Source organism: Desulfoscipio gibsoniae DSM 7213 (assembly GCF_000233715.2).
GTDB lineage: Bacteria > Bacillota > Desulfotomaculia > Desulfotomaculales > Desulfallaceae > Sporotomaculum > Sporotomaculum gibsoniae.
The window spans coordinates 2,480,957-2,497,471 of the sequence record NC_021184.1 but is presented as its reverse complement, the minus strand read 5'-3'; the positions used below and the strand labels follow the sequence as shown (position 1 = coordinate 2,497,471).

Here is a 16,515-nt window from a genome sequence, read left to right as displayed (position 1 = left end):
GAGGTGTACCAATTTGGCTCAATATGAGGCTGTTATCGGCCTGGAAGTGCATGTTGAATTAAAAACCAATACCAAGATTTTCTGTCATTCCAGCACCGAGTTCGGTGCCGATCCCAACCATCACGTATGCCCGGTGTGCCTGGGGTTGCCCGGAGTGCTGCCCGTAGTGAATAAAAAAGTAGTGGAATATGCCATTAAAGCCGGTCTGGCACTGAATTGCCAGATTGCTTCTTTCTCTAAATTCGATCGTAAGAATTATTATTACCCTGATTTGCCGAAAAACTACCAAATATCCCAGTATGATTTACCTATCGCTGAACATGGCCACCTGGAGATAAATGTTAACGGCACGGATAAGCGCATTGGTATTACCCGGGTGCATATGGAGGAGGACGCCGGTAAGCTGGTGCACCAGGGCACTATTTCCACCACTCCATATTCACTGGTGGATTACAACCGCACCGGAGTGCCGCTGATAGAAATTGTTTCCGAGCCCGATATGACCAGTGCCGATGAAGCTGTGGCCTACCTGGAAAAACTAAAGGCGATTATCCAGTATACCGGAGTGAGTGATTGTAAAATGCAGGAGGGTTCGTTGCGCTGCGATGCCAATATATCCGTAAGGCCGGTGGGACAGACCGAGCTAGGCACCAAGGCCGAGCTTAAAAATATGAACTCTTTTAAAGCATTGCATAAAGCGATAAGTTACGAAATTGAGCGCCAGATGGAAGTGCTGGAAGACGGGGAAAAGGTGGTGCAGGAAACCAGAACCTGGGACGAAGCCAGGGGTGTAACCCTGTCCATGCGCAGCAAGGAGGAAGCCCACGATTACCGTTATTTTCCCGACCCCGATTTGGCCCCTCTGGTGATTGCCCGGGAATGGGTTGATGAAATAAAGGCCAGCCTGCCCGAATTGCCGGATGAGCGCAGGAAACGTTTGGTAAGCGCCTATGGACTGCCCGAGTACGATGCCGCGGTGCTGACTACCACTCGTGAGCTGGCGGATTATTATGAACAATGTGTAGAACTATTTAATAATCCCAAGCTGGTCAGCAACTGGATAATGGGGGATCTGGCCAGGATGATGAATGCCAGCGGTCAGGAAATCGGCGATGTGCGCATCAGTCCCGCCCAACTGGCCAAAATGTTGCAATTGTTGGATAAGGGCACTATCAGCGGTAAAATTGCCAAGACTGTATTTGAGGAGATGTTTAACACCGGTAAAGATCCCGGTCAAGTGGTGGAAGAAAAAGGACTGGTGCAGATTAGCGATGCTGGACTGATCGATAAGGTGGTAGAGGAAGTAATTGCCGCCAACCCCAAATCGGTGGAGGATTACCGGGCCGGCAAAGAAAAGGCCATTGGTTTTTTGGTGGGCCAGGTGATGAAATCCACCAAGGGTAAAGCCAACCCGGGTATGGTTAATAAACTGCTTAAAGAAAAACTGGATAAATAGATTACCAAGAGCAGGGAACCCCCTGCTCTAATACATTTTATGCATAATTTGCATTATGGACATATGGCTATGTATACAGCATTATGATGCGCTAAATCTTTTCACTTTTGAGGTAATATGATAAAATTATAATTGTATTATAATTTTGGTACTCATAATTATACTAAATATTTTATATAAAATAAATTACCTGGAAGGAAAGGAAGATAACTAAATGATTGAAAGACCAAAACTAACAGCTGAAGACATTAAGATTATTGACACCACTTTACGGGACGGTGAACAAACCGCCGGTGTAGTATTTGCTAATAGGGAAAAAGTGAGAATTGCCAAGTTTTTGGATGAGATGGGTGTGCACCAAATCGAAGCAGGTGTTGCCGTCATGGGCGGCGATGAAAAGAAAGCCATAACCCAAATATGCCGGTCGGGACTCAAAGCCAGTATTATGGGTTGGAATCGCCCGGTAATTAAGGATCTTGAAGCCTCCATCGAATGCGGAGTAGACGCAGTAGCTATTTCTATATCCACTTCCGATATTCATATTAAACACAAGCTCAGAACCAGCCGGGAATGGGTACTGGAACATATGGTTGCAGCGGTAGAATTTGCTAAAAAGGAAGGCATGTACATTTCCGTTAACGCCGAGGATGCTTCCCGCAGTGATTTGGAATTTTTGGTCCAATATGCGAAGGCCGCCAGGGAAGCCGGTGCCGACCGGCTGCGCTATTGTGATACAGTGGGCATATTAGAGCCGTTTACCACATATAACAATATCAAGTATATACTGGAGAATGTAGATATTGACATTGAAATGCATACCCATAATGATTTTGGCATGGCCACTGCCAATGCTCTGGCCGGTGTAATGGCTGGTGCCAGGTGGATTGGCGTGACCGTAATGGGCCTGGGTGAACGGGCTGGTAACTCGGCATTGGAAGAAGTGGTTATGGCTTTAAAACATTTGCATAAACTTGATCTTGGTTTTAAAACAGAAATGTTTCGCGAAGTGGCGGAATATGTATCCCGTGCCTCGGGTAGAGAATTACCGGCTTGGAAGGCCATCGTTGGATCCAACATGTTTGCTCACGAATCAGGTATCCATGCTGACGGGGCACTGAAAAACCCGAAAACCTATGAACCGTTCCAGCCTGAGGAAGTGGGTCTGGAAAGGCAGATTGTGGTTGGTAAACACTCGGGCACCGCGGCTCTTAAAGCTAAATATGCTGAATATGGTATTCGCTTATCGGAACACCAGGCCGAAGAATTATTACCCAAAATTCGCTCCTATACGGTTTCATTGAAGCGTCCCTTGTTTGACAAAGAGTTGGTTTACATTTATGAAGATTATTTCGGGGGCATTATAAGAGACTAGCTAATTGCTATACATTTTTTACTTTTATTCAGTTATTGGCACTAAGTTGATCAGACGTTTAATATTATCTTTAGGTTTGGCAAAAGCGTTCAGTAGATCCCTTATATTGGGATGCTGAGCGCTTTTTTTTGTGTAGTAATCAGCGGGTCGACGAAAGCTTGATTTTTTTCAGATATAATGGCTAATCAAAAAGTTGTCAAATAGCCAAACGAACTACGGCTTTGTGTATAAAACAGGGTATCACGAAGGATAATATTCTGCAGGAACAATGATTCTTAAATAGTAAAATGGAGGGTGATAATCTTGGCTAATCCAACCAATTTCGGTTCTGGAGAATATAAACTAAAGGCTATGCACGAAGCACGATACCCGGGAGGGGTTGTGGTGGATCCCACCCCTATTACGAGTGGTGAAGAAATTACTGTACTGTACGACGGGTTACTGGCGGCCAGCGGTGCTACTCAGATCTACTTACATGTAGGGTATGGTGATGCTAGGGATTGGCGCAATATTAAGGCCCATCGAATGTCGAAAACAGGCTGGGGATGGGTGAAAACTTTAGAAATGCCGGACGACAGTCGATTTAATTTCTGTTTCCATGATGGATACGGCAACTGGGATAATAATAACGGTCTTAACTGGAGTTTTGAAATTCATAACGGCAGAAGGCACTAATAAAATAAATCTTAGTAAACCTGCCCATTACTATGTGGTATTAACCGGCACCACAACAGTATTTGGCTCAACAAACACCTGTCGGCGTAAGGGCAGGTGTTTTATTTTGTAAAGAATGTTATTTTTTATTTGCCCTATAAAAGGTTTTGGTAAACGTTGCTGTTTTTATAGAAACCTGTGCAGAATTTATAATAATTTAACTGCCATTTACATAATATATAAATGTTGCCTTTTAGTAAGCTTAAAACCCGTAGAAGGAGGACCATTAATGCGCGTGGCTATGTTTTCCTGGGAATACCCCCCTAAAAGTGTGGGTGGATTGGCACAGCATGTGTATGACCTGACCAATGCCCTTTCCGATATGGGGGTTGAGATACATCTTTTCACGATGGGTGAACCGGGGTTGCCTGAAATGGAAAGGGTAAACGGTGTTCAGGTATACCGGGTGATCCCATATAATGTTTCGTCCCCTGACTTCACCACTTGGGTAGCACAGCTAAACGTAGCCATGCTGGAAAGAGCCATTCCAGTGTTGAGTGAAAATGAGGGCTTTAATATTGTGCACGGTCATGATTGGCTGGTGGCCTATGCAGTTAGGGCTTTAAAACATGCCTTTCGTATACCGCTTGTGGCAACCATTCATGCTACGGAATACGGCAGAAACTATGGTTTACACAATGATACCCAGCGGCATATCAGCGATGTGGAGTGGTGGCTTTGCTACGAGGCCTGGCAGGTGATCTGCTGTAGTCACTACATGGAAGGGGAGATGAAATATGTATTTCAAATTCCCGATGATAAATTGAGGGTTATACCAAACGGTGTGGATCCTGAAAATTTTGTGCACAAAAACGACAAACGAACACGCGATGACTATGCCTCTCCTAATGAGAAAATTGTTTTTTATGTAGGTCGGCTGGTGCGTGAGAAAGGCGTGCAGGTGTTGCTGGATGCTGTACCCATGATACTGGCCAGGGTGCCCAATACCAAATTCGTCATTGCCGGGAAAGGTCCCTATATGCAGGAACTACAGGGTCAAGCTGCCCGCATGGGTATAGCCAAAAGTATATATTTTACCGGTTACATTGATGATTATACTCGTAATTCACTGTATAGCTGGTCGGATGTGGCGGTGTTCCCCAGTTTATATGAACCCTTTGGCATTGTGGCTTTGGAGGCCATGGCGGCCCGCACACCGGTGGTGGTTTCCGATACCGGTGGTCTAAGTGAAATAATCAGACATAATGTGGATGGCTTAAAAGCCTACCCGGGTAACCCGCGCTCACTGGCCGATATGATAATAAGTGTGCTGCAAAACCCCCGGCAGGCACAGCAACTCCGGCATAACGCTTACCAAACAGTTTTACAAAAGTTCAGCTGGCAAGATATAGCGGCTAAAACGCTGCATATATATAAAAAGGTGTGGGATGAGCACCGCAGCAGCAACTGGCATGTCAGGCAAGGCGGCTTGTTTGGCCGTTTCTCCAAGGTGCTGGGTAGAAATTATAGTTAGTTTGGCATTTTGTATGGGGTATAAGAGTAATGCCCGAGATTATTTTTGGAGGGATGTAGGTTGAAAGCCATTATTATGGCAGGTGGCGAAGGGTCACGCTTGCGGCCGCTCACCTGCGGGATACCCAAACCGATGGTTCCGGTGATGAATCGCCCTATTATGACCAGTATCATCGACCTTTTACGCAAGCATAACTTTACGGATATCGGGGTTACCTTGCAATATATGCCTGAAGTCATCAGTGATTATTTTAGTAACGGCAGTGAATATGATATCAATTTAAAATATTTCATTGAAGAGACTCCCTTAGGTACGGCCGGCAGTGTGAAAAACGCTGAGCAATTTTTGGATGAACCCTTTATGGTCATCAGCGGTGATGCGCTGACTGACTTTAATCTTACCGAGGCTATGGCATTCCATAAAAAACAAGGGGCTATGGCTACGTTGGTATTGACTAAAGTACCCTGTCCGCTGGAATACGGGGTGGTTATCACCAGTGCCGGAGGGCAGATTAAACAGTTTTTGGAGAAACCCAGCTGGGGCGAGGTGTTTAGCGATACCGTCAATACAGGTATTTATATTTTGGAACCCCAGGTGCTGGATTATATACCGGCGGGTCAGAAGTTTGACTTTAGCAAAGATTTATTCCCTTTGCTTTTGAATGAAGGTAAGCCGCTTTTTGGTGTGGTGCTGGACGGTTACTGGTGCGATATAGGAGACCTAAGGCAATATTTACAGTCTCATTACGATTTTCTCTCCGGTGCCGTTAACCTGACTTTGCCTGAAAAGGAAATTATGCCGGGAGTATATGCCGGCCGGGAAGTAAACATAGATGACACAGCTATAATCAGTGGGCCTGTGCTGCTGGGCGATGGTGCTACCATAGGCAAAGGGGTTAAAATAGATCAATATACAGTAATCGGCCCGGGATGCACGATACAAGACGGTGCCTCCATTAAACGAAGCGTGCTCTGGAATAACGTGTTTATCGCTCCAGGGGTTAACCTGCGCGGGGTTGTGCTTGCAAGCAGGGTGCAGGTGCAATCTGGAAGCAGTATTTATGAAGGGGCGGTTATTGGCAATGACACGGTAATTAAAGAAAGATGTGTTGTTAACCCCGATATTAAGTTATGGCCGCATAAAATGGTAGAAACCGGTTCGGTGGTACGGGAAAGTATGGTTTGGGGCAGCCGTGCCCCCAGGCGTATTTTTGGGCTGGAAGGCGTATCCGGTATTGCCAATGTGGAAATCACCCCGGAATTGGCGGCCCGGGTGGCAGCGGCCTTTGCAGATGCGTTGGGTGCAAAACCGCGTATTTGCTTAAGCAGTGATGTTTACCTTTCGTCAAAGCTAATTAGGGATGCATTGAACTGTGGTTTGCGGTCGGCTGGGGCACAGGTATGCCAATTAACCGACGGTGTTACCCCCGTACACCGTTATGGGGTTCGCCAGTTAAAGTGTGCCGGGGGGATGCATGTAAGGATATCTCCCAGACAACCAGGAGCTGTTAATATAGTTTTTACCAACCAAAATGGTGGCAATATATCCCGAAGCGTGGAGCGTAAAGTGGAAAATCTGTTGGCCCGGGAAGATTTTAAACGGGCGGGATTTGACCAAATTACAGAAGCCCGGCTGGTCCCGGAAATCGCGGATAACTACTTGCAATTTCTATTGCAAAGTGTTGATAAAAAAGCGATCAGAGAAAAGGGACTGAGTATTGCAACTATTTATGACCCTGATTGTTCAGGTCAGTTTTTAAAGCCGTTGTGCAGGGAGTTGAACATTAGTCTGCATAGGCTTACTTTGAATGGACCGGTGAGACTGCCCCTGAACTGGTCCAAATACAGGGAAATGACCAGCCAGGTGGCAGCTGCTGTGACCGGTCAGGGGTTATCCATGGGACTGATTATGGATTCCGGTGCCGATCACCTGGCGCTGATTGATAACCGGGGACGGACAGTGCAGGATAACCTGCTGGTATCCCTAATGGCATTGCTGATATTGCGCTCTCGGGGGAATGCCGTGGTGGTACCTGTAACAGCTCCCCGGGCAGTAGATTTATTGGCTGAAAAATTCGGTGCACGGGTGATACGTACTAAAACTGCCGTGCAGGATTTTTATGAAAAACTGGTATACCAGGACAGCTTGTCCAATAACGAGCCGGCTTCGCAGATATCACAGGCCCTGCTGCATTTTGACGCGCTGGCAACGGTAATAAAAATAGCTGAGTATGTATCAGTAAAGAAAACCGATTTGGCCGGTCTAGTTGATGAGATTCCGGCATTTTTCATGGAGAACAGAGCAACTGCAGTGCCATGGGCAACCAAAGGGACGGTTATCCGCAGCTTGATCGAGGAGATGGAATCCCAGGGGAACCTGGAATTGTTGGATGGGGTTAAGGTTTATCATCCCGAAGGCTGGGCACTGGTACTGCCGGACCCTGAAGAGCCTGTCTGCCGGGTGTTTAGTGAGGGTAGTACTATGGAGATAGCGGAATCGCTGGCTGATTTTTATATCGACAAGATCAATAAAATTGTTGGCCCGGTCGATAAAACGGGCTAAAGGTTAGAAATAGGGGCTTAAGCCCCTATTTCTAACCTTGTTGCGGCCACTTAATCATATAACCCTGTTAACCTATTTACCTACGCTTATTTGACTATCTTTTATAATTGGTGCACCCAGGGGAATAACTGTCCTTCCAAAAGTTGTGTTTAACACTACACCCCAGGCGGTATATAAGCCAAATACACCGGCAATACCAAGGAAGTTTCCGGATATTACGTGCCATTCATGACCAAGTACACCCATATCCATAAAAGCTACTACGGGAACTGCTATGTCAAGGGCCAGCACCACAGCTAATAGGCTTAATGGTGACTTGAAATACCCCGGCGTCCAGGTTAATAACGCTATGGACAGAGCCAGCCAGGCCCAGCCATCAATACGGGCATCCACCGTCCAGCCGTATATACCCGCAAAGTACTTAAATATTAGTTCCAGGCCGGTTACAAGCATAAAGAAGGCCGAGAAAAAAGTAAAGATATTGCCGCCCAGTATATTACCGTGGTTTAGTTCCATGATGCCTACAATAACCTGCACAACAAAACCGCCAATGAGCCAGATTCCCAATAAAGCTATGGCGGAACTTTCAACTTTACCGGTATGCACAGCGTAAAATGTAAAACAAGCCATTGCCAGGGCCACCAGGCCCGCGGGTCCCGGGTTTGCCGGTGCGTGTCCGTGAGACATAGGATACCTCCTTTTAATGTATAATTGGTGCGGTGTTAACTAACCGTCCTGCAGGGGATATCACCTCCCGGAAATTTTTGTTTTATTAACACAATTAATCATAAATTGTTATTTGCAAAAAGCATGTCAGTTAGTTAAGGAAATTACAAACGGTTTAATATACCCCATGAAATGTAATTCTGGCTACCTTAACGGTTATACTAACGGTTTCAACATTTTTTAAATGCCAATTCGAATTATCATATAGTTTACACAAAAATAAATATTCAGTTAATTCAGCCAATATAACTTGCTTGCAAAGTCGCAAAAACCCAACCCCTTAATCAGGGTTGGGTTAAGTGTAAATCTCTATTTACACTGTATACATTTTAAGCATCCTTTAGGAGCTTTATTAGCCGGTGGCGGAGTATACCTGTCCATTCATATTTTTAAAATAATTTAAATTTATGTCGGGAAATATATTATTTTTATACTCCAAATCACCTAACATACCTTCGTCTAAACTATTGCTTTTGATTTGCTGATATAGCTGCAGAAAATTATGCACATGCTGCTTGGTGCGCCTTATAGCGTAATCCACCATAGTTCCCGTAAACATGATAAATGCCCAATCGCTGCTCTGGGCCAGTAACAACTCTCTAGCGGCCTGCTTTATTGCTCTAAGCCTAACACCGCTGGCGTAGGGGTTAGTTTCCACCAACTCGGTCATTTTGCTGGCCATAATGTGCAGGTGCCGGTAAACCCAGTCGTTTTCCCGGCTTAGCCATACTTCGTTATAGCCATTGTTGCCCCATGTGGAGGGGCAGGGGCGGGCTACCTGATTGCAAGGATATTTTTTCAAATAATCCTGCGGCGTAACTGTTGCAATGTTGGGAAAATCATAATATATTTTACGCAGCACGTTTTTCAGCCAGTCCGGTCCTTCAAACCACCAGTGACCAAACAGTTCGGCATCATAGGGAGCAATAATAATGGGTTCCCGGTCCATGAGCGAATTTAAGTGCGCTATTTGGTGTTCCCGGTTGAACAAGAAGTTGCTGGCATGGATTTCGGTTTTACGCAGTGCATTTTCCCGGCAATAGGGTTCCTTGTTACCTTCCTTGCCAGTTACGCGAAAGTATTTTATTCCGGTGTTGACTCTAATACCGTCCGGATGAATGTAAGGGTGAATGTAATCGTATGGTAAATCGTGCCCGATATCTCTGTAGTACTCACGGTAGTCATAGTCACCCGGGTATCCTTCATTGGAACTCCAGACTTGCTTGGATGATTCCACGTCCCGTCCGAAAACAGCTACCCCGGTGGGACAAAAAATAGGGGCATAAATGCCATACTTGGGACGGTGTGATGCAAACAACACTCCATGGGTATCCGTGAAAAAGTACTTAATGCCGAATTCCTTTAATATGTTATCCACACCGTAAGTATAAGCACATTCAGGCAACCAAATGCCAGGTGGCTTGTGGCCGAAGTGCGCGGTATAAAGATCCACTGCTACGCCCACCTGGGCGCGAACTGCTTCGGGCTGATTAATAAGCAGCGGCAAAAAACCATGTGTTCCCGCGCAGGTAATCACCTCAAGCCGCTCGTAATCCTGCAGTTTTTTAAATGCGCTTATAATATTGCGGTGATATTTTTCCGCAAAAAGATATCTGATGCGGTAAAGCCGATCTCTGTACATTAGCGCAGTGGGATAAAAGACAGTGTCCCTGGTGCGCACCGTTTCCTTTTCGGCCAGCTCTATTAATTTATTTAAATGCCTGAGGTACCTTTCCTGCAAAAGTTCGTCCGTTAACATGGTTAATAGTGGCGGTGATATGGAAATGGTTACCCGAAAAGGTATGTTTTCCTCGACAAGTTCATCAAATGCGTCAATTAATGGTAAATAAGTTTCTGTAATGGCCTCGTAAAGCCATCTCTCTTCTAAAAAATGCTCGTGTTCCGGATGTCTAACAAACGGTAAATGTGCGTGCAATACAAAACAAAGGTATCCTTTACCCAAAATTTACTCTCCTTTATTTGTAATCTAATATTATTTTTTCTTATTGCCGAGGCCGGGTGAGCTTATTCCCAGAGGGATAATGCCCATACCCCTGGCAACCTCCTCTGTCACCATGGGGGAACTGCCCATATGCAGGCGGGTGATAGTGCGATAAATTCCCTCAATCCACATCCATTCTTCATCCAGCAAGTTGGAGATGGCCATGCTGGGTGTTTGCACTATATTGGAACGCAGCAGGGTAATAAACGTACCATCTGGAAAAAGCCTGCCCAAGTCTACACAAAATGTAGAATTGGGACGTGCTACGTCTATATGCCAGCTATCCACATAATCACTGATGGGAATGTCCATAAAGTCGTTGGCATTGGCACCGTTAAAACTATCAATACCTGTTATATCGTATACCCGCAAAACAGACCGAGAGCTGCTCCATGCGTCGGCCCCGTACTGATTGCTGAATTCTTGCTGCTTGGTGGCCGATATTTCCCAGTAAGCAAAGATCCAATTAGGATCGCGCACCATTAGTACCATGCGATCCATACCATAATGCCATGGTATCTCAGGCATGTTGGGTTTTGCTGCCGGTTGAGGTGGAAATGTCACGGGAATAGCCAGTTCTTCTGCAAATTCTTCCCGGGTTACCATCGGGACTTGCCGAGGTACAGGTTTTTTTTGTTTGTTATGGGCCGACCATAAAAAAACGGCCAGGAGCACCAATATTAGTGCGCCCCCCAGAACCCAGGTAAAAGTAGCGATCATGCAATGCCCTCCTTGTATGAAATTATTATCAGCAAAATAAAAAACCGGCGGTAAATTAATAAACTTAACATTTCCGCGGTATAATTGTTTTATCCTCAAAGCCTTTTTTATTATTGCCACAACCTTTATTGAATATAATGCTTTTGTAGCTTATGATATAGATTGCGAAAAAATATTAATCAACCAGGCAGGTATATTTATTTAAATGCGAGAAAGATTAAATATTTTTATGATTACCGGGAGTGAATCATATGTACAACATTGCTACGGATCAGCAAGTACGCGAAATACTGCAAAACAGCCGCACTATTGCGGTGGTTGGCCTATCTCATAAAACCCATAGGGATAGTTACCAGGTAGCCCAATATATGCAAGCTAGGGGATACCGTATTATTCCCGTAAACCCACGGATTAAAACAGTACTTGGTGAAACTGCTTACCCTGATTTATTGTCCGTCCCGGAAAAGGTGGATATAGTCAACATATTCCGCCGCAGCGATCAAGTACCCCCCATTGTGGATGAAGCGCTTAAAATTAATTCTGGCGCTGTATGGATGCAATTGGGTATTATTAATGATGAGGCGGCCGAAAAATGTAGTGCCAATGGGGTCCCTGTAATTATGAATAAATGTATTAAAGTAGAGCATGCCAAACTTTTGCCCGGGGAGGTTTAGAATGGTTAATAAAAAAAAATTCTAGAGCTGCTGGCTGAATATATTCCACATGCCGAACCCACTTTGCATTTCCGTAACCCTTTTGAATTATTGATAGCTGTTATTTTATCCGCCCAGTGCACTGATAAACAGGTAAATAAAACCACGGCCGGTTTATTTGAAAAATATAAAACACCGCAAGATTTTGCGGTTTTAAGCCAGCAGCAGTTGGCAGATGAAATAAAGGGGTGCGGCCTGTATCGCAACAAAAGCTTACACATCATTAAAACGTGTAAAATACTGTCGGAAAGATACGGGGGGCGAGTGCCGGATAATCTTGTTGATTTAGAGGCTTTGCCAGGAGTAGGCCGTAAAACTGCCAATGTGGTACTGAACCTGGCCTTTGGTAAACCTACCTTTCCCGTTGATACACATGTTTACAGAGTAGCCCGCAGATTGGGACTTTCCTTCGGTAATACGCCCCGCAGGGTGGAAAGGGATTTAACCGACCTGATACCCGAGGCCGAACGGGGTATCTGGCATCACAGGTTGATACATTTCGGGCGGTCTTGTTGTACGGCGCGAAATCCGATCTGTATTGATTGTGTAGTGGCGCAGTATTGCCCAAAAGCAAAAAAGCAGACTCAAACCTTGAGTAAGGAGAATTGATTATTATGCATTTGGTGCTGGTGGAACCGGAAATACCGGCTAACACAGGCAATGTGGCCCGCACTTGTGCTGTTACCGGTGCTGAACTGCACCTGGTAAAGCCACTGGGTTTTTCAGTTGATGACAAACATTTGAAAAGGGCCGGTCTTGATTACTGGCACCTATTAACTATCCATTACCATGATAATTTTACAGATTTTCTCAAAGCCTATCCTGGCTGCAGCTTTTACCTGGCCACAACACGGGCCGGGCGAGTATATACCGATGTGCAATACGGGCCGGATGACTTTTTAGTGTTTGGAAAAGAAACTGCCGGATTACCGGAGGATATTATCCGGCGTTTTATGGATCGCTGTATTCGCATTCCCATGCTCAGCGAGGCCCGGTCTTTAAACCTATCTAACTCGGTGGCCGTAATATTGTTCGAAGCCCTACGGCAAAACGGATTTCCCGGACTTCGGCAAACAGCTGTACAACGTGGTTGATGATTTTCCCAACGGGATGCTAAACCCTTGCCAAATACATTGGATTTGCTAAATAATAAAACTTTGAATTGGGGGGCCTAATATGTTAATGACTATACCTGAATTGCGCTCGGCATTGGAACGTGAAGGTTATATATGCGAAGAAGAAGTGGCTGTGACCATCTACCTGGCCCTTACTCTCAATAAACCTCTGCTGGTGGAGGGAGCGCCCGGCGTTGGAAAAACTGAAATTGCCAAGGTGCTGGCCGCCATATTTAATACAGAACTGATACGTTTACAATGCTACGAAGGACTGGATGAGAATAAAGCGTTATATGAATGGAATTACCAGCGCCAGTTGATCAAAATTCAAATTTCCCGGGATAATGCACAGGGCGAACAGCTGGAGCGTAATTTATTTAGTGAGGAATATTTATTGGAGCGTCCATTGCTCAGGGCTATCCGGGCCAGTGAAAAAAAGGTTTTACTCATTGATGAGGTGGATAAGGTTGAGGCGGAATTTGAGGCCTTCTTATTTGAGGTTTTATCCGACTTCCAAGTTTCCATACCTGAGTTGGGCACTGTTTACGCAACACATATTCCCATAGTTGTACTTACAAGCAACGGGGAAAGGGAACTGTCCGATGGTCTGAAAAGACGCTGCATCTATCTTTATATTGATTTTCCTTCTATTGAAAAAGAAACCTGCATATTACAAGTTAAAGTGCCCGGGGCCGGCGTTAAAATAACTGAGCAAATTGCCAATGCAGCCAACTATATTAGAGCTAACTTAAATTTACGCAAAAAACCCTCCATTGCTGAAACCATTGATTGGGCCAGGGCTCTATCAGCTTTGGATGTGCAGTCATTGGACAGTAATAGTGTAAACAAAACATTAAATGTTTTGTTAAAGAATAAAGATGATCAAGAATTGTTGAGAAATGATACTGGTATTGATAATCTGGTACAAATTACACAAACCGCCACAACCGCCTATGGATCAGGATGTTCCTGCCATGCAAACCATGTTCATAAGAACCATAAGCATTCATAAATTGGAAATTTATAATTTTGAGCTGTAGGAAGGAATTTATTTTTTTTTGTTGAATTTTTTTAATTGTCAAACATTTGCGACAAGGGGGTGGAAGTATGGCTCTGCAAAACAGTTTAAAGAAACAATTGCCGGTAAAGGATGACAACCATATTATTGGTAGTATTGCCAACCCGATTATAGCAGTTGATAATCGTGGACGTATTACTTTGTTTAATCAGGCATGTGAAAAATTGTTCGGATTAACCAATAACCAGGTTATGGGCAAGTTGGTAGCGGAAATTATTCCATATACCGGATTAATAAAAGTTTTGAAAACTGGCAAAGCACACATTGGAAGAAAATTCGTGCTGGGTAATGCCCTTTATGTTGCGAACAGAACTCCCATAGTTCAAGGTAACAGCATTGTGGGAGCCATTGGGGTAATTCAGGAGATTACCGAATTGCACTATTTGGCTAAAGAGCTTAAACAGGTAACCGATCAAAAAAACGCTTTGGAGTCAATATTTAATAATACCAATGAAGGGTATATTTCTATTAACAGTGAAGGCTATATAAATTTTATCAATCATGCTATGGCTAAATTACTAAACCGGGAACCAAAGAATATTATAAATAAACATATAACGGAAATAATTCCTGAGGCCGATATTCATTTAATGAAGATTAACGGTAATGCTCAGCAAAGCAAAATCATGCGCATCGGTAATAAAAAAGTGCTGTTTAGCCGCTATCCGGTGGTTACTGGCGGTAAAGTGGAAGGCGCTGTAAGTAAAGTGGTTTATCAGGACCTGGATAAGCTGGCGGCTTTGGCTAACCGAAGCATGCAAGATAAAACGAAGCCAAACTTATCGGGTGTACATTACACGCTAAAAGAAATTATCGGCACAGGTAAATCCATTGGCCAGCTCAAGGATATTGTGCGGCGGGTGGCCAGAGGACCATCCACGGTGCTGATTACAGGGGAAAGCGGTACTGGTAAGGAGCTTTTTGCCCACGCCCTGCACAGTCATTCACCTCGTGGCAAAGGACCTTATATCAAGGTTAACTGCGCAGCAGTACCTGAGAACCTGCTGGAATCCGAACTGTTTGGATACTATGAGGGCGCTTTCACAGGTGCTAAAAAGGGCGGCCAAATCGGTAAATTTGAATTGGCCCACGGGGGTACAATATTTCTAGATGAAATAGGGGATATGCCCCTAACCATGCAGGCCAAGATGCTCAGAGTGTTGCAGGAAAAGGAAATTGAGCGACTGGGCGGACGCAGCACAAAAAAAGTGGATGTGCGAGTAATTGCCGCTACAAACCGGGATCTGACAGAGATGATTGAAAATGGTGAATTCAGGCAGGATCTATACTACCGGCTCAATGTCGTAAATATAAACATACCGGCACTGCGCGAAAGAAGAGAGGATATTGGTGCTCTGGTGAGCCATTTTATTGAAAAATTCAATCACTCATTTAATCTTCAGGTGACCGGCTGTAGCGAAGATGTCACCAATATATTCCTGGGGTATCATTGGCCAGGTAATGTTCGTGAAATGGAAAACATTATTGAGAGAGCTTTTAATCTGGTGGATGGAAAAGTGATCGAATTGGAACATTTACCACATTATTTGCTAAAACAAAAAGAAAAATATCGACAGCCTCTTATAGAAAAAGCACTGCCGGCTTTGCTGGAAAACGTGGAGCGGGAGGCGCTGTTGGAAGCGTTGGGAAAAACGGGCGGTAATAAGCTGCAGGCTGCTAAATTGCTGGGAATCTCCCGGGCCTGGCTATATAAAAAGATTAAACAGTATCAAATAGAACTGTAAAAACATTGTATAACAAATCTTTTTAAGATAAAATTCCCCTTGAGAGCAAGGGGAATTTTTATCGCGGTGGTAAAATAATAAGGTGGTGGTTTAAAATAATACCATTTGAAACCAGGAAAATAGTGTTCGATCTGCCTGGGCGGCAGGTGCGTTTGTTGGGGGTCAAAGATGTGGAAAAACTAATCACCGACCCTACAGATGAAGATAAAGTGCCCTGTTGGGCGGAGATATGGCCGGCAGCCCGCGGGCTGTCGCAATGGATATGGGAAAACATAAATTTTGATGGTGTCCATTTGCTGGAATTGGGTGCCGGATTGGGGCTACCGGGCATAGTTTGTGGCATTAAGGGAGCGCAGGTTACCTTTTCGGATTTCAACTCATCTGCTCTGGACCTGGTGCGCCTAAACGCCAATCGTAACGGTTTGCATAATTTTTATACCTACCTGGGAGATTGGCGTGATTTTAAGTTGGCAAAGAAGTTCCCCTGGGTCATAGGATCGGATATTTTTTATGACACTAAATTAAATATATATTTAAAAGAGTTAATACCACGGTTAGCGTCAGGCGGGGGAAATCTTTTAATAGCTCATCCGGGCAGGCCGGCCAGTTTCGCGTTTGTGGAAGAACTGGGGGCAGTGGCCCCGCTGGATGAAAAGCGCTGGATGGTACCGATAACTATAGATGATCCCTTTTTCCCTTATTACGAAATTCATATCCACCATATCAGGTTTAACTCATAGTGTAGTTATTGTTATTGAGTTAGATCAAACTACTAACTACAAACCACAAACAATTAATCAACTAACTACCAACTAACTGGTAACCAAACTAACCAAGA

At 44.5% G+C, this 16,515-nt stretch carries 14 protein-coding genes; 11 read left to right on the top strand and 3 right to left on the bottom strand.

What is annotated here, in order from left to right:
* The first annotated feature begins 13 nt into the window (after positions 1-13).
* From gatB to DESGI_RS11695, 5 genes are all read left to right on the top strand, one after another.
* Positions 14-1,456, top strand: a complete 1,443-nt coding sequence (gatB, locus tag DESGI_RS11715; protein ID WP_006523112.1) for an Asp-tRNA(Asn)/Glu-tRNA(Gln) amidotransferase subunit GatB — start codon at positions 14-16, stop codon at positions 1,454-1,456.
* Between the two features lie 214 nt (positions 1,457-1,670).
* Positions 1,671-2,828, top strand: a complete 1,158-nt coding sequence (gene nifV / locus DESGI_RS11710) for a homocitrate synthase (RefSeq protein ID WP_006523111.1) — start codon at positions 1,671-1,673, stop codon at positions 2,826-2,828.
* A gap of 303 nt (positions 2,829-3,131) precedes the next feature.
* Complete coding sequence (locus tag DESGI_RS11705; protein ID WP_006523110.1) at positions 3,132-3,503, top strand: carbohydrate-binding protein; 372 nt, start codon at positions 3,132-3,134, stop codon at positions 3,501-3,503.
* Positions 3,504-3,771: 268 nt separating this feature from the next.
* Positions 3,772-5,016 carry a glycosyltransferase family 4 protein gene (locus DESGI_RS11700; RefSeq protein ID WP_006523109.1) on the top strand — a complete coding sequence of 415 codons (1,245 nt, stop codon included), beginning with the start codon at positions 3,772-3,774 and terminating at the stop codon, positions 5,014-5,016.
* 60 nt (positions 5,017-5,076) lie between these two features.
* A complete protein-coding gene (locus DESGI_RS11695; protein ID WP_006523108.1) occupies positions 5,077-7,578 on the top strand; it encodes a sugar phosphate nucleotidyltransferase in 2,502 nt (833 codons plus the stop codon).
* 72 nt (positions 7,579-7,650) lie between these two features.
* Here the strand turns inward: DESGI_RS11695 and DESGI_RS11690 are convergent, their stop codons facing one another.
* The 3 genes from DESGI_RS11690 to DESGI_RS11680 all read right to left on the bottom strand — a co-directional run bounded on the left by DESGI_RS11690 (position 7,651) and on the right by DESGI_RS11680 (position 11,026).
* Positions 7,651-8,265: an acetate uptake transporter family protein gene (locus DESGI_RS11690; protein WP_006523107.1), complete on the bottom strand. Its 615-nt coding sequence runs from the start codon at positions 8,263-8,265 to the stop codon at positions 7,651-7,653.
* 391 nt (positions 8,266-8,656) lie between these two features.
* Entirely contained in the window at positions 8,657-10,267 is a 1,611-nt protein-coding gene (locus DESGI_RS11685; RefSeq protein ID WP_006523106.1) for a glycoside hydrolase family 57 protein, read from the bottom strand.
* Positions 10,268-10,297: 30 nt separating this feature from the next.
* Entirely contained in the window at positions 10,298-11,026 is a 729-nt protein-coding gene (locus DESGI_RS11680; protein WP_006523105.1) for a DUF4912 domain-containing protein, read from the bottom strand.
* A 251-nt stretch (positions 11,027-11,277) separates the two neighbouring features.
* On the opposite strand from DESGI_RS11680, the gene DESGI_RS11675 reads away from it, so the two are divergent.
* From DESGI_RS11675 to DESGI_RS11650, 6 genes are all read left to right on the top strand, one after another.
* On the top strand, positions 11,278-11,700 hold the full coding sequence (locus DESGI_RS11675) for a CoA-binding protein (RefSeq protein WP_006523104.1): 423 nt from the start codon (positions 11,278-11,280) through the stop codon (positions 11,698-11,700).
* A gap of 18 nt (positions 11,701-11,718) precedes the next feature.
* Positions 11,719-12,348 (top strand): endonuclease III, encoded by a 630-nt coding sequence (gene nth, locus DESGI_RS11670; protein WP_041284869.1) that lies wholly within the window; start codon positions 11,719-11,721, stop codon positions 12,346-12,348.
* 5 nt (positions 12,349-12,353) lie between these two features.
* Positions 12,354-12,833 carry a tRNA (uridine(34)/cytosine(34)/5-carboxymethylaminomethyluridine(34)-2'-O)-methyltransferase TrmL gene (gene trmL, locus DESGI_RS11665; protein ID WP_006523102.1) on the top strand — a complete coding sequence of 160 codons (480 nt, stop codon included), beginning with the start codon at positions 12,354-12,356 and terminating at the stop codon, positions 12,831-12,833.
* A gap of 82 nt (positions 12,834-12,915) precedes the next feature.
* Positions 12,916-13,866, top strand: a complete 951-nt coding sequence (locus DESGI_RS11660) for an AAA family ATPase (RefSeq protein WP_006523101.1) — start codon at positions 12,916-12,918, stop codon at positions 13,864-13,866.
* A 95-nt stretch (positions 13,867-13,961) separates the two neighbouring features.
* Positions 13,962-15,677: a sigma-54-dependent Fis family transcriptional regulator gene (locus tag DESGI_RS11655; RefSeq protein ID WP_006523100.1), complete on the top strand. Its 1,716-nt coding sequence runs from the start codon at positions 13,962-13,964 to the stop codon at positions 15,675-15,677.
* 122 nt (positions 15,678-15,799) lie between these two features.
* Positions 15,800-16,417, top strand: a complete 618-nt coding sequence (locus DESGI_RS11650; RefSeq protein ID WP_006523099.1) for a class I SAM-dependent methyltransferase — start codon at positions 15,800-15,802, stop codon at positions 16,415-16,417.
* Positions 16,418-16,515 lie beyond the last annotated feature (98 nt).